At 64.6% G+C, this 22,776-nt stretch carries 20 protein-coding genes; 8 read left to right on the top strand and 12 right to left on the bottom strand.

Annotated features, from left to right (window positions below):
* The first annotated feature begins 132 nt into the window (after positions 1–132).
* Both AC25ND_RS03735 and AC25ND_RS03730 read left to right on the top strand, forming a co-directional pair.
* On the top strand, positions 133–426 hold the full coding sequence (locus AC25ND_RS03735) for a putative quinol monooxygenase (RefSeq protein WP_028690194.1): 294 nt from the start codon (positions 133–135) through the stop codon (positions 424–426).
* Positions 427–468: 42 nt separating this feature from the next.
* A complete protein-coding gene (locus AC25ND_RS03730) occupies positions 469–702 on the top strand; it encodes a hypothetical protein (RefSeq protein WP_028690193.1) in 234 nt (77 codons plus the stop codon).
* Here the strand turns inward: AC25ND_RS03730 and AC25ND_RS03725 are convergent, their stop codons facing one another.
* The gene (locus AC25ND_RS03725) at positions 703–1,308 is read right to left on the bottom strand and encodes a flavin reductase family protein (protein ID WP_062364125.1); all 606 of its coding nucleotides are present in this window, start codon (positions 1,306–1,308) and stop codon (positions 703–705) included.
* A 118-nt stretch (positions 1,309–1,426) separates the two neighbouring features.
* On the bottom strand, positions 1,427–1,870 hold the full coding sequence (locus AC25ND_RS03720; protein WP_486976113.1) for a heme utilization protein: 444 nt from the start codon (positions 1,868–1,870) through the stop codon (positions 1,427–1,429).
* Between the two features lie 345 nt (positions 1,871–2,215).
* On the opposite strand from AC25ND_RS03720, the gene AC25ND_RS03715 reads away from it, so the two are divergent.
* On the top strand, positions 2,216–2,968 hold the full coding sequence (locus AC25ND_RS03715) for a COG4705 family protein (protein WP_486976112.1): 753 nt from the start codon (positions 2,216–2,218) through the stop codon (positions 2,966–2,968).
* Positions 2,969–2,979: 11 nt separating this feature from the next.
* Here AC25ND_RS03715 and AC25ND_RS03710 read toward each other — a convergent pair whose 3' ends face one another.
* The 5 genes from AC25ND_RS03710 to bglX form a co-directional block, all read right to left on the bottom strand.
* Positions 2,980–4,131: a Fic family protein gene (locus AC25ND_RS03710; RefSeq protein WP_062364127.1), complete on the bottom strand. Its 1,152-nt coding sequence runs from the start codon at positions 4,129–4,131 to the stop codon at positions 2,980–2,982.
* A gap of 124 nt (positions 4,132–4,255) precedes the next feature.
* The gene (locus AC25ND_RS03705; RefSeq protein ID WP_420917067.1) at positions 4,256–5,575 is read right to left on the bottom strand and encodes an MFS transporter; all 1,320 of its coding nucleotides are present in this window, start codon (positions 5,573–5,575) and stop codon (positions 4,256–4,258) included.
* Between the two features lie 279 nt (positions 5,576–5,854).
* The gene (locus AC25ND_RS03700) at positions 5,855–7,189 is read right to left on the bottom strand and encodes a sigma-54-dependent transcriptional regulator (RefSeq protein ID WP_062364128.1); all 1,335 of its coding nucleotides are present in this window, start codon (positions 7,187–7,189) and stop codon (positions 5,855–5,857) included.
* Positions 7,183–8,940 (bottom strand): ATP-binding protein, encoded by a 1,758-nt coding sequence (locus tag AC25ND_RS03695; protein ID WP_028690187.1) that lies wholly within the window; start codon positions 8,938–8,940, stop codon positions 7,183–7,185. Before AC25ND_RS03695 ends, AC25ND_RS03700 begins: the two co-directional genes overlap by 7 nt.
* A gap of 118 nt (positions 8,941–9,058) precedes the next feature.
* On the bottom strand, positions 9,059–11,350 hold the full coding sequence (gene bglX, locus AC25ND_RS03690) for a beta-glucosidase BglX (RefSeq protein ID WP_028690186.1): 2,292 nt from the start codon (positions 11,348–11,350) through the stop codon (positions 9,059–9,061).
* Positions 11,351–11,553: 203 nt separating this feature from the next.
* Here bglX and AC25ND_RS03685 point away from each other — a divergent pair, with 203 nt between their 5' ends.
* The 4 genes from AC25ND_RS03685 (at position 11,554) to AC25ND_RS03670 (ending at position 14,484) form a co-directional block, all read left to right on the top strand.
* Entirely contained in the window at positions 11,554–12,162 is a 609-nt protein-coding gene (locus AC25ND_RS03685) for a TPM domain-containing protein (RefSeq protein WP_028690185.1), read from the top strand.
* Positions 12,163–12,319: 157 nt separating this feature from the next.
* Positions 12,320–13,540 (top strand): class I SAM-dependent methyltransferase, encoded by a 1,221-nt coding sequence (locus tag AC25ND_RS03680; protein ID WP_088852650.1) that lies wholly within the window; start codon positions 12,320–12,322, stop codon positions 13,538–13,540.
* Positions 13,541–13,717: 177 nt separating this feature from the next.
* Positions 13,718–13,990: a hypothetical protein gene (locus AC25ND_RS03675; protein WP_088852651.1), complete on the top strand. Its 273-nt coding sequence runs from the start codon at positions 13,718–13,720 to the stop codon at positions 13,988–13,990.
* A complete protein-coding gene (locus AC25ND_RS03670; protein WP_028690182.1) occupies positions 13,990–14,484 on the top strand; it encodes a helix-turn-helix transcriptional regulator in 495 nt (164 codons plus the stop codon). Before AC25ND_RS03675 ends, AC25ND_RS03670 begins: the two co-directional genes overlap by 1 nt.
* A 33-nt stretch (positions 14,485–14,517) precedes the next feature.
* Here AC25ND_RS03670 and AC25ND_RS03665 read toward each other — a convergent pair whose 3' ends face one another.
* From AC25ND_RS03665 to AC25ND_RS03650, 4 genes are all read right to left on the bottom strand, one after another.
* The gene (locus tag AC25ND_RS03665) at positions 14,518–17,070 is read right to left on the bottom strand and encodes a TonB-dependent receptor (protein WP_028690181.1); all 2,553 of its coding nucleotides are present in this window, start codon (positions 17,068–17,070) and stop codon (positions 14,518–14,520) included.
* 119 nt (positions 17,071–17,189) lie between these two features.
* Positions 17,190–18,137, bottom strand: coding sequence for a FecR family protein (locus AC25ND_RS03660; protein ID WP_062364137.1), 948 nt, complete (start codon positions 18,135–18,137; stop codon positions 17,190–17,192).
* Positions 18,134–18,655, bottom strand: coding sequence for an RNA polymerase sigma factor (locus AC25ND_RS03655; protein ID WP_062364139.1), 522 nt, complete (start codon positions 18,653–18,655; stop codon positions 18,134–18,136). Before AC25ND_RS03655 ends, AC25ND_RS03660 begins: the two co-directional genes overlap by 4 nt.
* Positions 18,656–18,731: 76 nt before the next feature.
* Positions 18,732–19,748 carry a DUF4917 family protein gene (locus AC25ND_RS03650; RefSeq protein WP_186594325.1) on the bottom strand — a complete coding sequence of 339 codons (1,017 nt, stop codon included), beginning with the start codon at positions 19,746–19,748 and terminating at the stop codon, positions 18,732–18,734.
* Between the two features lie 140 nt (positions 19,749–19,888).
* Here AC25ND_RS03650 and AC25ND_RS03645 point away from each other — a divergent pair, with 140 nt between their 5' ends.
* Complete coding sequence (locus tag AC25ND_RS03645) at positions 19,889–20,947, top strand: glycerophosphodiester phosphodiesterase family protein (RefSeq protein ID WP_182322124.1); 1,059 nt, start codon at positions 19,889–19,891, stop codon at positions 20,945–20,947.
* A gap of 91 nt (positions 20,948–21,038) precedes the next feature.
* Here AC25ND_RS03645 and AC25ND_RS03640 read toward each other — a convergent pair whose 3' ends face one another.
* Entirely contained in the window at positions 21,039–22,739 is a 1,701-nt protein-coding gene (locus AC25ND_RS03640; RefSeq protein ID WP_028690176.1) for a SulP family inorganic anion transporter, read from the bottom strand.
* Positions 22,740–22,776 lie beyond the last annotated feature (37 nt).

The following is a 22,776-nucleotide window of genomic DNA, read 5'->3' as shown; positions in this document are numbered from 1 at the left end:
TCGATTGCCTGATCCTGCTCCGTTGCAGGATCAGGCAATCGGCCGGCAGTAATGGCCTAACGTTCCGCGTGGGCGACCCCCTAACCTTGGCAGCCTGGTTTTCCCGTCCGTAGCGCTTCAAGGAGATCGTTCATGAGCCAGCAGCAACCGGTCACACACCTGGCTTTCATCCGCGCCAGCAACGGTCGATCCGCGGAACTTGGCGTGCGCCTGCGCGACCTGCTCGAGCCGTCGCGGCGTGCGCCGGGCTGCCTGAGCTTCAGCGTGCAGCGCTCGCAGGTCGATGCCGACCTGTGGCTGCTCAGCGGCAGCTGGTGCGACCAGCAGGCGATGAGTGGCTATTTCGCCTCGCCCACCCTCGACGTATTTGGTGAGCTGGTGCAGGAGCAGGTGGTCAGCAGCCTCGACCTGCATACGTTCGCCTAGCGTGTAAAATGTTGTCCCTCGATCACACAGGCGCAGAGCGACATGGCACGTAGAGAATTCCCCCACTTCGAAGCGGTTTCGGCAATGGTCCCGGTACAAGGCGGCGGCTACCACGCGGCGATTGCCGTGAAGGCCCTGGTCATGGGCGGCGCGCCGCGCTTTCACAAAGTGCTGGACGGGCAGGTGTTCCAGTCGGCGATCGCGGCCGACGAGGCCGCTTGTGCCGAACTCGAACGCCTGCAGGGCGTGGGCGAGGAAGGTGAGCTGATTTTCTGATCAGGCCTGTGGCCGAGCCATCTTGAACAGCTCGCCCAGCGCAAAGTAGTCGGCCGGGCCGCCGCCACGCAGGATCGGCTCGGCGGCGGCGGTGTCGTAGATACCGTCTTTCAGCAGGTGCTCGGCAATGTGCACCGCCACCACCTCGCCGAGGATCAGCCAGCTGGGCACCACTTCCTGGTCCGCACGCTTGAGCTGGACGATCTGGCTGACCTTGCATTCGAAACTCACCGGGCTTTCGCCGACACGCGGCACCTTGACCACATTCGAGGCGGTCGGGGTGAGGCCGCTGAGCGCGAACTCGTCGACATCCGCCGCCACGGCGGCGCAGCTCTGGTTCATCTGCTGCGCCAGCGGACGGGTGGCCAGGTTCCAGACGAACTCTCCGGTCTGCTCGATGTTGTTCAGGCTGTCTTTGCGCCCGACGCTGCAGAAACCGATGATCGGAGGGATGTAGTTGAAGGCGTTGAAGAAGCTGTAGGGCGCCAGGTTCAGGCGGCCTTCGCGGTCGTGGCTGGAGATCCAGCCGATGGGCCGTGGGCCGACGATGGCGTTGAACGGGTCGTGGGGCAGGCCGTGGCCTTTGGCGGGTTCGTAGTAGTACATCTGCGCAAGGCCGCGAGGCCCTTCCTGGTGGGGGACAAGGCGCCTAGTGTGCCAAGGCTTGGCCCGGCTGCAAATAATCAAGCCCGGCCGAAGCCGGGCTGGTAGCGCGCATCAGCGATCAGCTGATGCGGTGGCCGTTGGTGCGGTCGAAGCCGTCTTCGGCGAAGCGCTGGCCGCCAGTGCGATCAAAGCCGTCTTCTGCGAAGCGCTGGCCGCCAGTGCGATCAAAGCCGTCTTCGGCGAAGCGCTGGCCGCCAGTGCGATCAAAGCCATCTTCGGCAAAGCGCTGGCCGCCGGTACGATCGAAGCCATCTTCGGCGAAGCGCTGGCCGCCGGTACGATCGAAGCCATCTTCGGCGAAGCGCTGGCCGCCGGTAGGATCGAAGCCGTCTTCGGCGAAATGTTGGCCACCGGTACGATCAAAGCCATCTTCTACATAGGTGGCCGACTGGCTCTGCACTGCAGCGAAGGTGTGAGCGCCAGTGCGGTCGAAACCGTCTTCGGCGAAAGCGCCGGTGGTCAGCACAGAGAGAGCGAGGGTGAGGATCAGTTTGTTTTTCATGGTCGTTGCTCCGGTGAGTTGCTAGGGGTTGTTGTTTCTATGGATTCAATGCTACGCCTGATCTATCGATAAAAAAGCGCAAAAAATAGCATTAATTAATCGATTAATTCGATTTGTTTGGGCGTGGCTTTCCCTAACTGGCAGTGAGCATTGCGCGTGGCGTGCAGCCCGACGCCGATGATTTTTTTCCAGTTCGACAAAGATGGACGGCGGAAATTATTGGGGAATTAAGAGCAGGCAAGCCTGTGGATTAAGCAATCAACGGATTTTTCATACGGCTCAAACCGATTTTTCAGGCTTCGCTCGCCACCATCGCCGCACTTGAACCCCTGGAGCGGCAGACCCATGAACAAACTCCCGCAAATCACCTTGGCCTTCTGGGTCATGAAGATCTGCGCCACCACCCTCGGCGAGACGGCCGGCGACCTGCTGTCGATGACCCTGGACATCGGCTACGCCATGAGCTCGCTGTTGCTTATCAGCGTGTTCCAGGTGACCCTGGTCACCCAGCTCTACTCGCGCCGTTATCACCCGATGCTGTATTGGCTGGTGATTCTCTCCACCAGTACCGCCGGTACCACCATGTCCGACTTCATGGACCGGACCCTGGGCCTGGGCTACGCCCTGGGCTCGGCACTGCTGATCGGCATTCTCCTGCTGACCTTTGCCCTGTGGCGCCTGAGCGGCAACCCGCTGGACGTCAGCCGCATCCGCAGTCGTGGTGGCGAGCTGTTCTATTGGGTAGCGATCCTGTTCTCCAACACCCTGGGCACTGCCCTCGGCGATTACCTGGCCGATGATTCCGGCCTGGGCTTCGCTGGTGGCGCGCTGCTGATCGGCTCGGCGATCGCGCTGGTGGCCGCAGCCCGCTACTGGACGAAGATCTCGGGTGTCGTGCTGTTCTGGATCGCCTTCGTCCTCACCCGTCCGTTCGGTGCCACGCTGGGCGACGTGCTGACCAAGTCACACGAGAAAGGCGGGCTGGACTTTGGCACAGTGGGCTCATCACTGGTGCTTGGCGGCGTGCTGCTGGTACTGGTGCTGATGGCCACCTATTACCAGCGTCGCGAGCCACAGCGGGTGGCCGAGTTGTCGTAACCGGCCCTTGTTCAGGTCTCTCGGGTATCAATCCTGTAGCGGGTACTTCGCCCACCGCCGGGCAGGCGAACCAGGCAGTGCTTATCCAGCAGGTCGGCAAGGTGCCGGGTGGCCGTGGCCTTGGAGACCTTGGCCACCGCCTGGTACTGGCTGGCACTGATACCGGCTTCGAACCCGCGAGGCCCACCATCGAGCAGGCGGTTGAGCACCTTGACTTGTTCGGGCAACAAGCCATCGTCACGATGGATCAGCCAGAAGCGCGCCTTGGCCAGCACCCGGTCGATGCGCACCAGCGCTTGCTGGAGGCTGCGCAGCAAGGTGGACAGGAACCAGGCCAGCCATTGTGTGACGTCCAGGTCGCCGCGCTGGCTGCTTTCAAGGACTGCGTAGTAGCCGGCCCGGTCTTCCAGGATGCTGCTGGACATGGCGTAGAAACGGACCGCACGCTGCTCGCCCTGGGCCAATGCCAGGTCTGTGATGGCGCGCGCCAGGCGGCCGTTGCCATCGGCGAAGGGGTGCAAGGTGACGAACCAGAAATGGGCGAGCCCCGCGCGTAGCAGGGGGTCGAGTTGCCGATCGCTGCGGCTATTTTCAAACCAGTCGATGAACTGCCGCACCCGCTGCTCCAGGCCGGCACGCGGCGGTGCTTCGAAATGCACCCTGGGTTTGTCGATACGCCCCGATACCACTTGCATTGGAGCATCGTCGCGCCATTCACCGACTGGCAGGGGCGGTGCGAGTGAATCGTCAGGTTCGGGAAACAGCCAGCGGTGCCACAGGAACAGGCGCTGTTGATCCAGTGGCCGAACATAGCCCATGGCCGCATCCACCATCAGTTCGGCCAGGCCCTCGCTGCGTGTCGTGGTCATACCCGGCTCCGCGATGCCGAGCCGGCGGGCCAGGGAAGAGCGGACGGACTCCACATTGAGCTGCTCACCCTCGATGGCCGAGGATGTGACAATGTTCTGCAGCAGGGTATCGAGCGTATCGAGGTTGGCATTGGCCTCGGTCACCGCCCCCGCTCTGCCCAGCAGGCAGCCCTGCGCCTGGACGCAGTCTCTGAGCAAGGTTGCCAGTTGTGATGCGTCCCAACGAAAGTCGGGCCAGTCGGCCTGCTGCCAGACCCAGACGGTGTCGGCAGCCGTATGCGCTTTTGGGTTCATGAGCCGAATAATAGCGCCATTCGGCTCATTGCGTGAGCCGAATGGCGCTATTATTCGGCTCATAATCCTTAAAAAGGGGCGCCCGGTCATCCGCAGCGCCCCTTTTCAGTTCTGCGAGGAGGGATCAGTCGGTGGTGATCCGCGAATGCTGCTTGGTGTCCTTCATGGTCGCGTACACCAACAGCGAGCAAGCGATGCAGGCGGTGACGTACCAGTAGAAGCCGGTCTCCATGCCGATGCTCTTGAACCACAGGGCCACATACTCGGCGGTGCCGCCGAAGATCGACACGGTCAGCGCGTACGGCAGGCCGACGCCCAGGGCGCGGATTTCGGTCGGGAACAGTTCGGCCTTCACCACGGCGTTGATCGAGGTGTAGCCGCTGACGATGATCAGCGCGGCCATGATCAGGAAGAACGCGCCCCACCAGGTCTGGATGGTGTGCAGGGTGCTGAGGATCGGCACGGTGAAGAGGGTGCCGAGCACGCCGAAGGCGATCAGGATAGGGCGTCGGCCAATCTTGTCGGACAGCCCGCCGATCACCGGCTGCAGGCACATGAACAGGAACAGCGTGGCCGCCGAGATGGTGGTCGAGTCGCTGATGCTCATGCCCACGGTGTTGACCAGGTATTTCTGCATGTAGGTGGTGTAGGTGTAGAAGGCCAGGGTACCGCCCATGGTCAGACCGACCACGGTCATCAGCTCTTTGGGATGGCGCAGCAGGGTACGCATCAGGCTTTCCCTGGATTTTTCCTTCTTGGTGAAGGAGGCGGTCTCTTCCATGCCGCGGCGCAGGTACAGGGCGACCACCGCGCACAGCGCGCCGATCACGAATGGTACGCGCCAGCCCCAGGCATACAGCTCCTCGGTGGTCAGGGTGTTCTGCAGGACGATCAGCACCGCCAGGGCGATGAGCTGGCCCGAGATCAGGGTGACGTACTGGAAACTGGAGAAGAAGCCACGGCGTTCCTTGCTGGCCATCTCGCTGAGATAAGTGGCCGAGGTGCCGTACTCACCACCTACCGACAGGCCCTGCATCAGGCGGGCGATGACCAGCAGGATCGGCGCGGCGACGCCGATGGTTTCGTAGCCCGGCGTCAGGGCGATGACCAGGGAGCCTGCGCACATCAGCAGTACAGAGGCCATCAGTGCCGCCTTGCGGCCCTTGCGGTCGGCGTACAGGCCCATCAGCCAGCCGCCTATCGGGCGCATGAGGAAGCCCACGGCGAAGATCGCGGCGGTGTTGAGCAGTTGGGCGGTGGTGTCGCCGGCGGGGAAGAAGGCCTTGGCGAAGTACAGCGAAAATGCGGCGTAGACGTACCAGTCGTACCATTCGACCATGTTGCCGATGGAGCCACTGAAGATCGATTTGAGGCGGCTGGCGGTGGACTTTTGCGCGGCGGGCGCAACGGCCGCCCCGGTGGGCAGAGTGCTGGCGTTATCCATCAGGGATACCTTCTCGTTGTTTTTGTGGAGCGCGCTCGAGGCGCAGCTTGAGAAGGGTTTTGCAGGAGGTGTGCCAGATGAGTGCGTGGTGATCCATCTGGGGGCGCCTGGCGCTCATCGCTGGCAAGCCAGTTCCCACACAGACCGCGTGCTGCTTGGCGTGCACGGTAACCTGTGGAAGCTGGCTTGCCAGCGATGGGCTGTAAAGCAGCCCCTTGAAGGCACAGACGGATAAGCGGTTTCCCGCTCATTCATGCAGGTTGATAGGCAAAAATCCGCTTACTCGCTGGCGAGAAAGTCCTCTCTCACCAACCCATGCCGCTGCATCTTTTCATTGAGTGTGCGCCGCGGCAGTTGCAAGGCCTCCATCACGCCCTTGATCTCACCCTTGTGCTGGCGCAGGGCCGCGCGCAGGCACTGGGCCTCGAACGCTTCCATCTGCTCGACCAGTGATTGCCCACCGGACTCGATCTCCAGGGCCGGCGAGCCCAGCCCCAAGGCATGTCGTTCGGCGGCATTGGCCAGCTCGCGCACATTGCCCGGCCAATCGTGGGCCAGCAGGCGCGCCAGCTGCACGCCGCTCAGCGGCGGGGCGCTGCGTCCGAGGCGTTCGGCGGCGGCGCGGGCGAAATGCTCGAACAGCAACGGGATGTCCTCGCGCCGCTCGCGCAGGGGCGCCAGTCTCAGTTCGGCAACGTTCAGGCGGTAGGCGAGGTCTTCGCGAAAGCGCCCGGCGCGGGCTTCCTCCAGCAAGTCTGGCTTGGTCGCGGCGATGATGCGCAGGTCGACGCTGATGCTCTGGTTGGCGCCCAGCCGCTCGAGCTTGTGCTCCTGGATCACCCGCAGCAGCTTGGCCTGCTGGGCCAACGGCATGCTTTCGATTTCATCGAGGAACACGGTACCGCCATTGGCGTACTCCAGTTTGCCGATACGCTTGCCCTGGGCACCGGTGAATGCGCCGCTCTCATGGCCGAACAGCTCGGCTTCGAAGAGCGTCTCGGGAATGGCCGCGCAGTTGAGGGCGACGAAGGGCTTGTCGGCGCGCGGGCCGAAGTCGTGCAGGCAGCGCGCCACGCGCTCCTTGCCGCTGCCGGTTTCGCCACGAATCAGCACGTTGACCGGCAGGCCGGCCAGCTCAAGCACCTGACGGCGCAGTTGCAACAAGCCTTGGGACATGCCCAGCAGGGTGTTCTCCAGTTGTGCCTTGAGGTCGGCCTGTTCATGCAGGCGGCGGTTCTCCAGGACCAGCTGGCGCTTTTCCAGGGCCCGGCGCAGGCTGCCCATCAGGTGTTGCGGGGTGAACGGTTTCTCCAGGAAGTCATAGGCGCCATTGCGCATGGCTTCCACCGCCATGGGCACGTCGCCATGGCCGGTGAGCAGGATCACCGGCAGGTCGGGATCGCTTGCCTGCAACCGTTCGAGCAGCTGCAAGCCGGACATACCGGGCATGCGCACGTCGCTGAGGATCACCCCGGGGAAGTGCGGCTCGAGCCTGTCCAGGCAGTCCTCGGCGCGGGCGAACAGCTGCACGTTGAAGCCCGACAGGCTCAGCCACTGTTCCACCGCGGTGCGGATGCTCGCTTCGTCGTCGACGACGATCACCGAATTCAACATACAGGCTCCAGGTCGCGCGGCAGGGTGAGGCTGAAGCGGGCACCGCCCGGCAGGTTCTCGACCTGCAGGCGACCACCGGCGTCGATGACGATGCCATAGGAGATGGCCAGGCCCAGCCCCAGCCCCTCACCGACCGGCTTGGTGGTGAAGAACGGATCGAAGACCCGGTCCAGGTCGCAGTCGAGGATACCACCACCGGAATCGAGCACGCTCAGGCGCCACTGCGCATCGTCGGCCTCGATGCGGATCTCCAGGCGTTTGTAACGCTTGTCGGCCATGGCGTCGATGGCGTTGCGCAGCAGGTTGATCAGCACCTGCTCCAGGCGGATCGCGTCGCCGCGGACCCAGGCCGGGCGTGCCAGGTACAGCGCCACTTCGACGCCTTCGGCACGGATGCGGGTGTCCAGCAGGTGCAGCGCCTGGTCGACCACCGTGGCCAGGTCCAGGCGCTCGCGCAGGCCGCCGGGGCTGTTGCGGGCGAAGGTCTTCAGGTGGCCGGTGAGCGCGGCCATGCGGCTCAGCATCTGCTCCAGAGGCTCCAAGGCCTGGCGCGCTTCGTCATGGCGGCCATGGTCGAGCAGCAGGCGCAGGGTTTCCAATTGCATGCGCTGGGTGGTCAGCGGCTGGTTGATTTCATGGGCCAGGGCTGCCGACATCTGCCCCAGCGCCGCCAGCTTGGCTGACTGCACCAGGCCTTCCTGGGCGGTATGCAGCTCGCGGGTGCGCTCTTCGACCAGGCGCTTGAGCTCTTGTCGGCTGCGTTGGCGCAGTCGGGCCAGGCGCAGGCGCTGGCTGACGAACAGCGCGGCGAACACCAGGCTCAGCCAGATGGCCGCGGCGGCGAGGGCGGCGTTGCGCCCGTCCTCGGCGACCTGTGGCTTGCGCAGCAGGTGCAGGGTCCAGCCTTCGGCCTCCAGCGGCAGGCGCTCCCACAGGTACTCGGCGGTGCCATCCGGGCCCTGGACGCGGGTCAGGTGGCTGGTGTCGGTGAAGCGGGTCAGGACCTGGTGCTGCAGGGGCACCAGCGGTTGCTTGTCATACTGGCGGGTTTCGGCCAGCTCGGCGCGGTCGGCGCCGGACAGCGGTTGCAGCTCACGGTAGCGCCAACCGTCCTGATTGGCGATGAAAGTGATGCCGCGGGCATCGCTGACCAGCAGGATATCGCTGCCTTGGCGCCACTCGCGCTCGAGCTCCGGGAACTCCAGCTTGACCACCATGGCGCCGAGGAAGCGGCCGTGTTCGTCGTCTACCGCGCTGGACAGGAAGTAGCCCGGCACGCCGCTGGTCACGCCGACCGCGTAGAAGCGGCCGCTGCCCTGGCTGCGGGTCTGCTTGAAATAGGGGCGAAAGCCGTAGTTGGAACCGACATAGGTGGTCGGCAGGCGCCAGTTGCTGGCGGCGATGGCCAGGCCCGTGCGGTCGAGCAGCTCCAGGGTGGAGGAGTTGGCGGCGCCGTTGATGCGTTCGAGCTTGCGGTTCAGGGCGTCCTGCACCGGCTCGGTGACTGGGCCGCGCAGGGCGGCAATCAGCTCTGGATCCAGCGCCAGCACTGCGGGCAGGGCGCGGTAGCGCTCAATCAGAGTGTGCAGGGCGTTGGCGTACAACCCCAGTTGTTCGCTGGCCCGGCGGGCGTCGGTTTCCATGGCCTGGCGCTTGGCCTGGTGCATGGCCCAGCCGGCGCTGAGGGTGGTGCCGACCAGGATCAGCAGGATGATCAAACCCAGGCGCAGGGCGCGGAAGGATGAGGGCATGGGGCGGATCCGGGATCTCGGTTGTCTGTGCCAGCCTTATCGCGGGGCAAGCCCGCTCCCACAGGATTGCAGAGGGTCCTGTGGAAGCCGGCTTGCCTCGCGAAGGGGCCGATCCTGCTTAACGCAGCTCGAAGCTCTGTTGCTGTACCGCCTGCGAGTCGAGGCCGATCTGGACATTGAACTGGCCAGCCTCGGCGACGTGCTGCAGTTGGCCATTGTAGAACTTCAGGTCCTGCTCACTGATGTCGAAGGTCAAGGTTCGCGCTTCGCCTGCCTTGAGCATCAGTTTCTGGAAGTTCTTCAATTCCTTGACCGGGCGGCTCATCGACGCGCTCTGGTCCTGGATATACAGCTGCACCACGGTCTCGCCGTCACGCTTGCCGGTGTTCTTCACCGTCACCTTGGCCTGCAGGGTGTCGCCACGCTTGAGTGCCTTCTGCGACAGCGCCAGCCCCGACAGCTCGAAACGGGTGTAGCTCAGGCCGTAGCCGAACGGGTACAGCGGGCCGTTCGGCTCCTCGAAGTACTGCGAGGTGTAGTTGCCCGGCTTGCCCGGGGTGAACGGGCGGCCGATGCGCATGTGGTTGTAGTACATCGGGATCTGCCCGACCGAGCGCGGGAAGGTGATGGCCAGGCGACCGGACGGGTTGTAGTCGCCGAACAGCACGTCGGCGATGGCGTTGCCGCCCTCGGTACCGCTGAACCAAGTCTCGAGGATGGCATCGGCCTGTTCGCGCTCCCAGGCGATCGACAGCGGGCGGCCGTTCATCAGCACCAGCACCAGGGGCTTGCCGGTGGCCTTCAGCGCCTTGATCAGGTCACGTTGTACCGCTGGGATTTCCAGGGTGGTACGGCTCGACGATTCGTGGGACATGCCACGGGACTCGCCGACCACGGCCACCACCACATCCGCCTGCTTGGCCGCCTTGACCGCTTCGTCGATCAGCACGGCGGCGGGACGTGGGTCATCGACGATTTCCGGCGCGTCGAAGTTGAGGAAGTTCAGGTAGTCGAACATGGCCTTGTCGCCGGTCACGTTCGAACCCTTGGCGTAGACCAGTTTGGCCTTGCCTTCGACTGCGCGGCGCAGCCCCTCGCGCACGGTGACCGAATGCTGCGGTTTACCGTCAGCGGCCCAGCTGCCCATCATGTCGATCGGCGCGTCGGCCAGGGGGCCGACCAGGGCGATGGTGCCGGACTTCTTCAGCGGCAGGGTCTGCTCGCGGTTTTCCAGCAGCACCAGGCCACGGCGTGCCACGTCGCGAGCGGCGTCACGGTGCAGGCGGTCTTCGGCGTAATAGTCCTTCAGGTCGGTATCGGCCTTGGGAATGCGTACATAGGGGTCCTTGAACAGCCCCATGTCGTACTTGGCGCCCAGCACTTCGCGCACTGCCTGGTCCAGCTCGGCCTGGCTGACTTCGCCGGACTTCAGCAGCCCCGGCAGCTCTTCGCCGTAGAGCGTGTCGTTCATGCTCATGTCGATGCCGGCCTTGATCGCAAGCTTGGCCGCTTCGCGGCCGTCGCGGGCCACGCCATGGCGGATCAGTTCCTGGATGGCGCCGTGGTCGCTGATGGTCACACCCTTGAAGCCCCACTCCTTGCGCAGCAGGTCGTTCATCAGCCAGGTGTTGGAGGTGGCCGGCACGCCGTTGATTGAGTTCAGCGCGACCATTACCCCGCCGGCACCGGCGTCGAGCGCTGCGCGGTAGGGCGGCAAGTAGTCGTTGTACATCTTCGGCAGGCTCATATCGACCGTGTTGTAGTCGCGCCCGCCCTCGACCGCGCCGTAGAGGGCGAAGTGCTTGACGATAGCCATGATGCTGTCGGCGTTGGCCGGGCTCGAGCCCTGGAACGACTTGACCATCACCTGACCGATCCTCGAGGTCAGGTAGGTGTCCTCGCCGAAGCCCTCGCTGGTGCGGCCCCAGCGCGGGTCGCGGGCGATATCGACCATCGGCGCGAAGGTCATGTCCAGGGAATCGGCGGCGGCCTCGATGGCCGAGGTGCGGCCGACCTTGGCGATGGCATCCATGTCCCAGGACGAGGCAAGGCCCAGGCCGATCGGGAAAATGGTGCGCTCGCCGTGGATGGTGTCGTAGGCGAAGAACATCGGGATCTTCAGGCGGCTGCGCATGGCCGCGTCCTGCATCGGCCGGTTCTCGGGGGCGGTGCGCGAGTTGAAGGTGCCACCGATGCGTCCGGCGGCGATTTCCTCGCGGATCTTGTCGCGGGGCATCTCGGGGCCGATGCTGATCAGGCGCAACTGGCCGATTTTCTCGGCCTCGGTCATCTGGCCGACCAGGTGGTCGATGAACGCCTGCTTGTCTTGCAGGGGCGCGGCGGTGGGGGCGGCAAGGGCCGCCTGACTGGCAAGGCCCATGGCCAGGCCCAGCAAAGACAGTTTCATCATCAATTCCGTTGTCGAGTGATAAGCGGCTGGTCGAGACGTTTCGTACGCTTGTAGCTGTCGCGTCCGCTGGCGGTTCTGTGGATCATTCATCCATGATCCAGCGCAGTCGCGGATTATGCCTTATATGAAGCGCTTGTTGAGATACACTCTCGCCCACCCGATTGCCGGGATAACAACGATAAGAACGCTCGAGAGACGATGGCATGACCGAATACGAACAGCGCCAGATCGCCGAGGCGATCGCCCGCGCCGAGCGGCGTACCGATGCGGAGCTGGTGACCGTGCTGGCCCGCCGCGCCGACGACTTTCCCTACCTGCCGTTACTCTGGGCCGCCCTGCTGGCCTTGCTGATCCCCGGCGCATTGCACCTGTGGCTGGGCGGTATCGGCGTCAATGGCCTGCTGCTGGCGCAGATGCTGACCTTCATCAGCCTGTGCCTGCTGCTGCGCCATCCGCGCCTGGCGGCCTGGGTGGTGCCGTCGGTGCTGCGGCGCCGACGTGCCTCGGGCCTGGCCCGCCAGCAGTTTCTTGAACTCAATCTGCAGCGTACCGCCGGTGCCACCGGGGTGTTGATCTTCGTCAGCGAAGCCGAGCGTCATGTCGAGATCCTGGTTGACGAAGGCATTGCCCGACACCTGCCGGAGCAGGCACGCGAGGCGATTGTTGCCCGCTTCACCGAGCAGGTGCGCCTGGGTCATACCCTGCAGGGTTTCGTCGAATGCATCGAGGCCTGCGGCGAGCTGCTCAGCGAACACGTGCCGCCCACCCATGCGCGCAACGAGCTGCCCAACCGCCTGGTGATTCTCGACTGAGTCTGATCAGACCGGAGGCGAGTCGCAGCGGGCTTGCCCCGCAAACACCGGTGAAGCCGGTGCATTACGCCGGGTGCTGGTTTCGTGAGGATCACCATCGACGTAGAATGCCGGGCATTGCGCATTGCGCCCCCCGCATTCCGAGGCACCCGTTCCCATGTCGTCCCCTTCTTCAGCCCCCACCGCGCCGGACGCGCGTGCCCAGTTCCTGAACCTGCTCGCCGACGCCCTGGCCGATGGCAGCCTGAGCAAGCTGGTGCTGGCCCGCCATGTCGGCGCCGACCAGACCCTGCAGCGGATCATCGCCAAACCGGTGCAGATCAAGGGGCAGGCCTGCCTGTCGCTGGTCTACCGTCATCAGACCCGCGACATCACCCGCAACCTGGGGCTGGACCCGGCGCTGGCGCTGGTGACCGAGCTGCTGCCGGAAAGCTTTCGCAACGCGCACCTGTTCACCGCCGCCGGCGAGGTGCAACTGGAATTCAGCAAGAAGGGCAAGCCGATGCTGCGCCGCCACCTGGCCCAGCCGACGCCACGCGAGACCGGGGCTGGCGGGCACGACCGCGAAAAGAAGCGCTACCTGGAACTGTCGCGACCGTTCCTGCGCGACCTGGGGGTGACCGACGGTCAAGGTGCGCTGATCCCCTCGATGTCGCGCAAGTGGAAGCAGATCAACAAGTTCATCGAAGTCTTCGACCATGCCTTGAGCAGCGCGCCGGTGAGTGCGCAACAGACGCTCAAGGTCGCCGACTTCGGCTCGGGCAAGGGCTACTTGACCTTCGCCATGCACGATTACCTGCGCAATACCCTAGGGCGTGAGGCGCAGGTCACCGGTGTCGAATTGCGCGCGGACATGGTCGAGCTGTGCAACGCCGCCGCCGCTCGCCTGGAGCATCCGGGCCTGGTGTTCGAATGCGGTGATGTGCGCAGCGTGGTGCCTGAAGCCATCGACGTGATGATCGCCCTGCATGCCTGCGACATTGCCACCGACTACGCCATCCATACCGGCATTCGCTGCAAGGCCGCGATCATCATGTGCTCGCCGTGTTGCCACAAGCAGGTTCGTCCGCAACTGCGCAGCCCCGGCCTGTTGCAACCGATGCTGCAATACGGGCTGCACCTGGGGCAGCAGGCTGAAATGCTCACTGACAGCCTGCGGGCACTCTATCTTGAGGCCTGTGGCTACGAGACCAAGGTGTTCGAATTCATCTCGCTCGAGCACACCAACAAGAACAAGATGATTCTTGCGGTCAAGCGCCGACAGCCCCAGGACAATGCGGCGCTGCTGGAGAAGATCGCCGAGCTCAAGGCGTTCTATGGGGTACGCGAGCATTGCCTGGAAACCCTGCTGCAGGCGGATGGCCTGATCGCTGGGTGATCGACCTCGCCTGGACCTACAGCACCTTCCCCGTTTCGGTTAGGCCGTTTCCGAAAGAGCTTTTCTGAGTCTGTTGCAGCCTTCCTGGCACCTAGTCTGGCTTGTGGTGACGCCCGTCGGCGTTACTGGGTTGTCACTTGACAACCTTCTTCCCATGCCCATACTGGAGCTCAATCGATGGCCCGTCCCCTCCATCCAAACAAGGAAGTCGAGCAGTCCTTGGCACACGCTGAGGCGCAGGGCTGGAAAGTCACGGTGCGGGACGGCCACTGCTGGGGGCGGATCTATTGCCCCAACAACGACCGCGAATGCCGCTGTGGCGAGTTCTGCATCACCAGCGTGTGGAGCACACCCAGAAATCCGGGCACCTTCGCTCGCCAGTTGCGCCGGGTCGTGGACAACTGCACATCGATGCGCGGAATCGTCAAACAGCCAGTGGAGCGAAAGTGATGGAGTACGAATTCACCCTCAAGTACCAATTGCACGACGGTGTGGACGTCGATGCACTGATCGAGCTTCTGGGAGAGGCCGGTTGCGATGACGCGGTGGTCGGTAGCGGTCAGCCCGGACGCCTGGCCCTGGCTTTCTCCCGCGAGGGCAAAACTGCGCGGGAAGCGGTGCACAGCGCCCTGGAGAATGTCCGGCAGGTCTTGCCGGAGGCCCGCCTGATCGAAGCCAGTCCTGACCTGGTCGGCCTGACCGATGTGGCGACGCTGGTGGGGGTGTCCCGACAGAACATGCGCAAGCTCATGCTCACGCATCACCGCACTTTCCCGGCCCCGGTGCATGACGGCAGCCTTTCGCTCTGGCACCTGGCCGACATCCTGGCCTGGATGCAGGAACGTGGTACCCACGCCGTGGGCCAGGCGCTTCACGAACTGGCTGTCGTGGCGATGCAGGTGAATGTCGCCAGGGCCCAGGAACGGGTGGCGAGTGGCAGGTGATGCAGTCCTTTGCATCATCGCCGTTGGACAGATTCAGAAGAACCGGGTCACGCTGATCTTGGCATTGCGCCCTTGGGTATAGGCGTTCTCGCCTGACAATTCCGGTCGGATTGCCTTGTTGAACAGGTTGTCCACGGTCAGGTTGACCTCGGTGCCCTTGAGGTACGGCTGTTGGGGTTTCCAGTTGGCGAACAGGCCGTGAATTTCGTACTTCTCGTTGCCGAAGTTGTCGTAGTAGCGGTCACCGAGGGCGCTGGCCGGGCCCTCGAAGTATTTGTCACTGGGCAGGTGGCGGGTGGCGCCGACGAACTGTGCGGTCCAGCCGACACGGGCGTCCCAGGACGGAATCTTGACCCCCAGGGTGGTGATCCATTTCGGCGCCGGCACATCCTTGGCCCATACGTCGGGGCCCCAAGGGTTGGTATAGGCGCCCTCATGGCGACCTTCCATCCAGGCGTACGATACCGCGCCGAACAGGTAGGTGGAATCGTAGAACGTCTCGATCTCGAAGCCCTTGTACTCCACGTCGCCGATGTTGCGGTAGTTGCCCATCAGGCCACCGCCGCAGGTGTTGGCGATGCTGCCGCCAGTGACCAGTTGCTCCTGGCAGCCGACGCCAGTGGCCTTGAAGATCTCGTCGGTGATCTTGTTGCGGAACAAGGTCGTGCGTACCTGGGCGCTGTCGCCCTGAACAAACACGTTGGAGAAATCACTGATGCTCCCCACGCGCACGCCGGTAATGCGTTCCGGGTCAAGGTCGCGGCTGGTGGACGTGCGGCTTCCCACGCCTTGCACCTCGTACTGCTCATCCAGCACGGGGGCGCGCCAGGTCTTGCTGTAGTCGGCAAACAGCACGGTCTGTTCGGTGGCCTTCCAGAACAGCGACAGGCGTGGCGACCAGCCGCTGTAGGTCTTGTCGCTGTAGTCGTGGCCGGCGGCCGGGTTGTTGTAGTAGGGCGCCTGGTTGGGCTTGCCCTCGTTGGTGACGTGGTCATAGCGCAATGACGGAGTGATGGTCACGCTGCCCAGGGTGACGGCGTCCTGCAGGTAGTAGCCCTGGCTGTGGACCTGGCCGCTGGGCATGAAGTAGGGCTGGTAGTGGCCATAGTTGTACTTGGGCACTTCATAGGTCTTGCCGGGCATCCACATCTGCGTGTCGCGATCGTGGCGACGAAGCTGTACGCCAGCGGTAAGCGCATGCTCCAGCGGTCCAGTAAGGAAGGTGCTGGTGTTCTTCACATCGAGCATGCGGTCCTTGTACTCGGTGTCCATCTTGCGACCACCGGTGGCCGGCTGGAAGAACGCCGTGGCTTCACGCTCGTCGGTCTGCTTGGTGTCGGACTCGGAGTATTTCACCTGCAAATCGACCCACGGATTCTCGATGGGCTGGTACTTGTAGGTGGCCGACCAGGTGGTGTCGATGGTGGTGCGATAGGCCAGGAAGCGTTTGAGAGAGCCTTCGTAGCCATACTTCTTGATGTCCGCGGCCGAGGGTGGCGCCGGGTAGGCGGTGGCGGCGAAGGTGGTCCAGCGGTCGGTTTCGGAGCGCGAGTAGGAAAGGCCCAGGCTGTGCTCGTCGGTGAAGTGGACGTTGCCCTTGAGCAGCATGCCGTCCAGGTCCAAGGCGCTGTAGGGCACGCGCTTGGGGTTGACCGGCCACTGGTTGTTCGGGTCCGGCAGGTTGTCGGCCATTTTCAGGTTGCCGCCGTCGCGTTTGGTGTAATAGACCAGGCCGTCGAAGCGCCTGTCATCGCTGCGGCCGAACAGCGCCGAGCTGTAGATCTGCTGATGGTCGTTGCTGGCGTAGCCATATTTGAGCATGGCGCCACTGTCGCGACCTTCCTGCAGCAGGTCGCCGGCGTCCTTGGTCTGCATGTTGACGCTGCCGCCGAAGCCGCCGTTGCCGGTCTTCACCGAATGGGGGCCCTTGTCCACCTCGATGTGCTTGATCAGTTCCGGCTCGATGAAGATCGTGCCTTGCTGGTAACGCTCGAAGCCGCTCTTGGGCGCGCCATCAAGGGTCATCGGCACGTCCTCGGCGTCGCCCAGGCCCCAGATGTTGATGGTCTGGCCGCCGGGTTTGGCCGAGCCGCCCATGTTCACGCCGGGCAAGGTGGCCAGTACGCTGGGGATGTTGTTCGGTTGGTAGCGGTCGATCTGTTCCTGGTCGAGGGTCGAGCGTCCGACGTTGCCGGGCTCCACCTGCTTGCCGTCGCCGACGATGCTCAAGGCGCCGAGCTGGATGCTGTTGTCGGCACTCGGGGCGTCCTCGCGCAGGCGTACCACGTAGGTGTTGCCCATGCGCACGACACTGAAGCGGCTGCCCACCAGCAGGCGCCCGATGGCCGCCTCGGCCTCGAAATCTCCCTTGAGTGCCGGTGCCTGTGCGCTGCCGAGCAGGGCCTCGTCGAACAGCAACTGGACCTTGGCCTGCTGGGCCAGCTGACTCAACGAACGGGCCAGCGGTTGTGCAGGCAGGTCGAAGGGTACCGGCGCGGCTTCAGCGGCCAGGCTCATGGCCAGGCACAGGGCCAGCAGGGTGGGTCGGGCAGGCAGGCAGTGCAATGGACGCAACGCGGACAACATGGATTCCCCCAAACGGCAAAAGGCCGGAAAAAGCCCGCCATCAAACAGCAGGCGGGGAGGAAGACGCGGCGTTGCGATAAAACCTCACCTGCGAATGATAAAAATTCTCAAATTATTTTTTAGCGCCGCTCGATGCGCAGGCGCCCATCGGCGAGCAAGGTTGTCTTGACCGGCAACAGCGCAGGCAGGGCATTGAGCAGGGCGTCCGGATCGCGCACGTCGAGGTTGCCGGACACCTTGTAGCGGCCGAGCGCCGGATCGGCCAGCACCACCGGCTGCTGGCGATACAGGCCGAGCTCGTCGACCAGGCTGGCCAGTTCGCGGTTGCGGAAGCTCACATGGCCTTCGCGCCAGTCGGCGACCTGCTGCTCACCGAGTTCGTGGCGGGTCAGGCTGCCGCGCGCCAGGTCGTAGGTGACGCCCTGTCGGGCACCGAGCAGCACGGGTGGTTGTCGCTCACCCGGCGTATCGAACGCCACCTGACCGTGGGCGACCGCCACCACCAGTTCGCGCTCGCCACGGCGCAGGTCGAAGCCGGTACCGACCACGCGCACCTGGCCGCTGCCGGCGTCGACGAACAGGGGGCGCTCCTTGTCGGGTGCCACCTCGATGTACAGCTGGCCGTGGTCGAGATGGATCAGTCGGCGCTCGGCGCTGAAGTCCAGGCGCAGGCGAGTCTGGGCGTTGACGAAGAGCTGGCTGCCGTCGGGCAGTTGCAGGGGCTGCAGGGCCTGGCCGGCGGCGATGTACTGGCTGAAGGCGGTGCTGCCCGCCCCCAGATTGCCCGCCAGCACCGCACAGAGCAGGGCCGCCGCGGCTGCCAGGGCCGGGCGCCAGCGTGGCGTGCGGCGCACCGGCAAGGGCACGGGGCGGTTGGCCTGTTTGAGCGCGGCCAGGTCATCCCACAACTGTTCGAACTGACGATAGGCACGGGTGTGCTCGGGCGTCTGCATCCACAGGGCGAAGGCCTTGCGCTCCTGGCGCGACGGCTGGTTGCGGTTGCGGCTGAACCAGCTCGCCGCCTGGGCGTCGATCGGGCGCGGGTCGAGCTCGTCGGTGGGGGTCATGGGAACTGCTCCGTGCCGTTGTCACTGTCCAGGCGTTGCTTGCATTGCAGCAGGGCGGCGGCGATGTGCTTCTCGACCATGCTGACGGAAATGTTCATGCGTTCGGCGATCTGGGCCTGGGTCAGGCCTTCGAAACGGTGGAGCATAAGGGCTTCGCGGCGTCGCGGCGAGAGTTCGGCGAGCACCTGGCGCAATTGATTCAGTCGTTGCTGCTGCTGGGCGTGATCCAGCGGGTCATTGGCGGACGTGTCATGGGCCTCGGGCAGGGTGTCGTCGGCCAAAACCGCGTGGCGGACTTTTTGCCGTCGCCAATGGTCGCTCAGCAGGTTGCGCGCCACCTGGAACAGGAACGCGCGCGGCTGTTCCACCTTGGCCCGGTCCCGATAGCCCAGCCACTGGGCGAACACATCCTGGGTCATGTCTGCGGCATCGCTGGCATTGTTCATGCGCTTGCGCAGGAAATGCAGGATGTCGGCATAGAAACCGTGGGCGACAGGGTCGGGCTTGGGGCGCTGCATGCACGCTTTCCGGGCTGGCGTGGAGGAAAGGGTGCGGATCTTATCGAGAATTATTTACACTTGCAAAGTGGCCGATTCAATGCCGACGAGCGTGGCTGGCGGGTACGGCAATCGCCAGCTCAGCCAACCCCAAGGGATGACTGGTTGAATCGAAGAAATGCAGTGAAACCTGGTCAAGGTCGGCGAAACGGTCGATAAAGTGTTGCTTCTGGTTGATGATCGACGCCTCGCTCAATGGTCGGATGGCGATTGACAAGTGCCATGGCCGTGCCTGACGGACGGCCTCGAGCAGGTGCTGGTCGCTGGCATCCAGGTGTTGGCCGAACAGGCACAGGCCACCCTGTTCGCGGGCCAGCTGGCCCAGGCTCCAGGACAGGTAGTCCGAGTGGCGGATGGCGCGTAGCTTGTCGTCACTGCGGCTCTCGTTGACGAACAGCGGCACTTCGCCAGGGATGTTGACGGCGAAGCCTTCGAGCAGCTCGGCCTGTTCCGCGCCGCGCTGGCGGGTGCTGCCGTCGGGTAGTTTAAGCAGGTGCATGCCGCCATGCAGGTGCAGCACGCGGATGCCTTCTACCTCGCTGCGGCGCACATCGAAGAAACCCTGTTCGTCGAACAGGCTGGCAAAACCTTGCGCATCCTGGGCCACGGCCCAGGGCAGGATCAGGTCGTAGTTGCTGGTGTAGACGGTACGGTACTGGCGCAGCGCCTGGTTGATGGCCGTGCGCGTCGCGGCGGGGAACAGCGGCCAGGGCAGGTGCACGGCACGCACCGCGTGGATCAGCGCCTCCTTGATCGAGTAGTAGCGGTTCAGCGGCGCGGTGGAGTTGATCGCCAGCGCGGCATTGGCCCGTACCGTGGTGTTCAGGGTGCTGAGCACCGGCTCGAACAGCTCGCTACCCAAAGCCTTGAACAGCGCCTGGTCGCTCACCCCCAGCGCCTTGTGCCGTACCTGCTGGGCTTGCTCGAACAACGAGAAGTAGCCGAACGGCTTCCACAGCGCGCGACTGGCGCCGTTGCCCAGCAGCAGGGCGGTGCAGGGGTGGCGCTGGTTGAGGTCGGCCCAGGAGGGCAGGTGGGCGTCGAGTGCGGGCATGGGTGGTCCGTTGGGTGGGGCGGAAACGCCAGGGACTTTAGCATGTCATGCAGAGTGTGCGAGGCTTGCGCCTTCAAGGACTGCACCGTTGACCTTGCCGGCGCTTCCAGAGGCCGGCCCCGATCTGCAAAGGACTACCCATGTACAAGACCCTTCTCCTGGCCACTCTGCTGGCGAGCACTGCCGCCCATGCCACTGATGGCAAGGACCTTGCCAATGCCCAGGACATCCCTCACCCGGCCGTGATCGCCCACCGCGGCGCCTCGTTCGACGCGCCCGAGTCCACCACCCCTGCCTACCTGCTGGCCCGTGAACTGGGCGCCGACTACCTGGAAATGGACCTGCAGCGCACCCGCGATGGCGTGCTGGTGGTGGTCCACGACGATGTGCTGGCGCGCACCAGCGACGTCGCCGAACGTTACCCGGAGCGCAAGGCCAGCCCGGTCAGCGCCTTCACCCTGGCCGAGCTCAAGGCGCTGGATGCCGGCAGCTGGTTCAACAAGGCCTACCCCGAGCGTGCCCGGGATGCGTTCAAGGGCCAGCGCATCCTGACCCTGGACGAGGTGATCGACATCGCCGAAGGCAATCCCGAGCGTCACCCCGGCCTGTACATCGAGACCAAGGAACCGGCCCAGTTCCCCGGCATCGAGCAAGATCTGAAGCAGCGCCTCGAAGCCCGTGGCTGGCTCGACAAGCCGGGCCGGGTGGTGTTGCAGACCTTCGACCGCAACAGCCTCAAGCTGCTGCACGAAGCCATGCCGCAGGTACCGAAGATCCTCTTGCTTTGGGTGGCCAAGGGCAGCATCGAACCGGCCTCCGGGCAGGACTTCGCCGAGTCCGGCGAGCAGGACAAGTCGGCCTTCTACGCCCGCCAGCAGCCCAAGGACCGCGCCGAGTTCGAGCGCTGGCTCGACTACGCCAAGGCCGGCGGCGCCATCGGCACCGGCCCTTCGGCGATCCGCACCCACCTGGGCGAGCAGAGTTACTCCGATTTGATCCAGCCCTGGATGAACCAGGCCAGCCATGCCAAGGGCCTGCTGGTGCACGTCTACACCCTCGACGAGGCGGTGGACTTCGACAAGGCGATGAAAGCCGGCGTCGATGGCATCTTCACCAACCGCGCCGGTGAGCTGATGCGTTTCTATAAACGACCGATGCCACAGAACGAAGGCCAGTTACTGCGCAAGCTGGGTTACTGAACGGCAACATGATCGGCAGGGGACACAGGCTGTGCCGTGATACCGAGCCCACGTCCCGTTCAAGGGACGTCGTGGGTGGTAGTCCCCTCCCTCACTCCGCGGTACCCTCCCGGCGAGCCCTGTTGCGCCATACCCGATACGCCCGAATCCCCGCCCGTACCGAGCCGAACAGCAATTTTTCCTCCATCTCCCGGGCCATCCCGGAACGCACCAGCATGCGCAGGAAGGTGCCACGGGCACGGGCGATGGCGAAATGAATACCCTGGGCGGCGAGGGTGTCGCGGACTTCGCGCAAGGCTGCCACGCCACTGACGTCGATGTTGGTCACGGCTTCTGCGTCGAACAGCACCACCTGGGGTTTCTCCACGCCTTGCACGGCCTCGAGCAGGCGCATCTTGAAGTAGTCGGCGTTGAAGAACAGGATCGCGTCGTCGAAGCGGTACACCACCAGGCCCGGCACGGTACGGGCGTCCTTGTGCTGGCGCACGTCCACCTGGCCTTCGATGCCCGGCACCCAGCCAAGCACGGCGTCGGTGGGCTGGTAGATGCTGTAGAGCAGGCGCAGGATGGCCAGGGTCACGGCGAACACGATGCCCGGCAACACGCCCAGGCCGAGCACGCCGACCGTGGTCAGCAGGCACAGCCAGAACTCGAAGCGGCTGAGCTTGCGGATGGTCTTTAGCGACTTCACGTCGATCAGCCCCCAGCCGGCCATCAGCAGCACCGCGCCCAGCGCGGCCTGGGGAATCCAGGCCATGGGCGCGGTGAAGAACAGCAGGATCAAGGCGATCACCAGGGCGGCGATGATGCCCACCAGCTGGCTCTTGCCGCCGACCATGTCGTTGACCGCGGTGCGCGAGTCGGCGCCGCTGATGGCGAAGCCCTGGGAGATGCCGGCGGCCAGGTTGCTCACGCCCAGGGCGAGGAACTCGTGGTTGGCGTTGATCGCGTAGCCGTGGCGGGCGGCGAAGCTGCGGGCGGTGAGCATTGCGCTGCAGAAACTGATGGTGGCGATACCCAGGGCATCGCGCAGCAGGCTCTTGGTTTCCGCCAGGGTGCTCTGCGGCCAGGCCAGCTCCGGGATGCCCGCCGGTACCGGGCCGAGGATCGCCACCCCATAACGGTCAAGACCGAACAACCCGGCCAGGGCGGTGAACACCACCACCGTCACCAGTGCCGCCGGCAGCCGCGGGTAGCGTCGCGGCAGCCAGATCAGCAGGCCCAGCCCGGCCAGGCCGATGGCCAGGGTCAACCAGTGGATCTCGCCCAGGCGCTGGAGGAAGTTGATCAGGCTGAGGATGAACCCATCGCCTTCGATCCTGAAGCCCACCACTTTCGACAACTGCCCGGCAAGCAGGCTCAGGCCGATGCCATTGAGGTAGCCGATGAGGATCGGCCGCGAGAAGAAGCTGGCGATGAAACCGGCCCGCGCCACCCCGGCGGCGATCAGCATCACGCCCACCAGCACGGTGACGATTACCGACAGCTCGGCGATGCGGTGCGCATCACCCATGGCCAGCGGCGCCACGGCCCCGCCGATCATGGCGCAGGTGGCGGCGTCCGGGCCGACCATCAACTGGCGTGAGCTGCCGACCAGGGCATAGACCATCATCGGCAGCACGCAGGCGTACAAGCCGTACTGCGGTGGCAGGCCGACGATCTGCGCATAGGCGATGGCGATGGGGATCTGGATCGCGGCCACCGACAGGCCGGCTTGCAGGTCTGCGTGGAACCACTCGCGGCGGTAGTGCAACAGGTTGGCCAGGCCCGGTAGCCAGCGGGAGAGAAACATGCGCAGTCCTTTGGAAATGTTTCACAAAGCGTAGCGG

This window comes from Pseudomonas sp. P110(2024) (genome assembly GCF_057480795.1).
The sequence above is the reverse complement of the archived record's forward strand: the minus strand, read 5'-3'. Positions and strand labels throughout refer to the sequence as shown.

What these genes read in the sequence shown, in the direction of transcription:
- AC25ND_RS03660 (WP_062364137.1), bottom strand. Translation starts at nt 18,137, where the DNA reads ATGACCCCCACCGACGAGCTCGACCCGCGCCCGATCGACGCCCAGGCG.
- AC25ND_RS03695 (WP_028690187.1), bottom strand. Translation starts at nt 8,940, where the DNA reads ATGCCCTCATCCTTCCGCGCCCTGCGCCTGGGTTTGATCATCCTGCTG.
- AC25ND_RS03725 (WP_062364125.1), bottom strand. Translation starts at nt 1,308, where the DNA reads ATGTACTACTACGAACCCGCCAAAGGCCACGGCCTGCCCCACGACCCG.
- AC25ND_RS03645 (WP_182322124.1), top strand. Translation starts at nt 19,889, where the DNA reads ATGTACAAGACCCTTCTCCTGGCCACTCTGCTGGCGAGCACTGCCGCC.
- bglX (WP_028690186.1), bottom strand. Translation starts at nt 11,350, where the DNA reads ATGATGAAACTGTCTTTGCTGGGCCTGGCCATGGGCCTTGCCAGTCAG.
- AC25ND_RS03705 (WP_420917067.1), bottom strand. Translation starts at nt 5,575, where the DNA reads ATGGATAACGCCAGCACTCTGCCCACCGGGGCGGCCGTTGCGCCCGCC.
- AC25ND_RS03675 (WP_088852651.1), top strand. Translation starts at nt 13,718, where the DNA reads ATGGCCCGTCCCCTCCATCCAAACAAGGAAGTCGAGCAGTCCTTGGCA.
- AC25ND_RS03720 (WP_486976113.1), bottom strand. Translation starts at nt 1,870, where the DNA reads ATGAAAAACAAACTGATCCTCACCCTCGCTCTCTCTGTGCTGACCACC.
- AC25ND_RS03710 (WP_062364127.1), bottom strand. Translation starts at nt 4,131, where the DNA reads ATGAACCCAAAAGCGCATACGGCTGCCGACACCGTCTGGGTCTGGCAG.
- AC25ND_RS03715 (WP_486976112.1), top strand. Translation starts at nt 2,216, where the DNA reads ATGAACAAACTCCCGCAAATCACCTTGGCCTTCTGGGTCATGAAGATC.
- AC25ND_RS03700 (WP_062364128.1), bottom strand. Translation starts at nt 7,189, where the DNA reads ATGTTGAATTCGGTGATCGTCGTCGACGACGAAGCGAGCATCCGCACC.
- AC25ND_RS03670 (WP_028690182.1), top strand. Translation starts at nt 13,990, where the DNA reads ATGGAGTACGAATTCACCCTCAAGTACCAATTGCACGACGGTGTGGAC.
- AC25ND_RS03640 (WP_028690176.1), bottom strand. Translation starts at nt 22,739, where the DNA reads ATGTTTCTCTCCCGCTGGCTACCGGGCCTGGCCAACCTGTTGCACTAC.
- AC25ND_RS03685 (WP_028690185.1), top strand. Translation starts at nt 11,554, where the DNA reads ATGACCGAATACGAACAGCGCCAGATCGCCGAGGCGATCGCCCGCGCC.
- AC25ND_RS03655 (WP_062364139.1), bottom strand. Translation starts at nt 18,655, where the DNA reads ATGCAGCGCCCCAAGCCCGACCCTGTCGCCCACGGTTTCTATGCCGAC.
- AC25ND_RS03665 (WP_028690181.1), bottom strand. Translation starts at nt 17,070, where the DNA reads ATGTTGTCCGCGTTGCGTCCATTGCACTGCCTGCCTGCCCGACCCACC.
- AC25ND_RS03650 (WP_186594325.1), bottom strand. Translation starts at nt 19,748, where the DNA reads ATGCCCGCACTCGACGCCCACCTGCCCTCCTGGGCCGACCTCAACCAG.
- AC25ND_RS03735 (WP_028690194.1), top strand. Translation starts at nt 133, where the DNA reads ATGAGCCAGCAGCAACCGGTCACACACCTGGCTTTCATCCGCGCCAGC.
- AC25ND_RS03730 (WP_028690193.1), top strand. Translation starts at nt 469, where the DNA reads ATGGCACGTAGAGAATTCCCCCACTTCGAAGCGGTTTCGGCAATGGTC.
- AC25ND_RS03680 (WP_088852650.1), top strand. Translation starts at nt 12,320, where the DNA reads ATGTCGTCCCCTTCTTCAGCCCCCACCGCGCCGGACGCGCGTGCCCAG.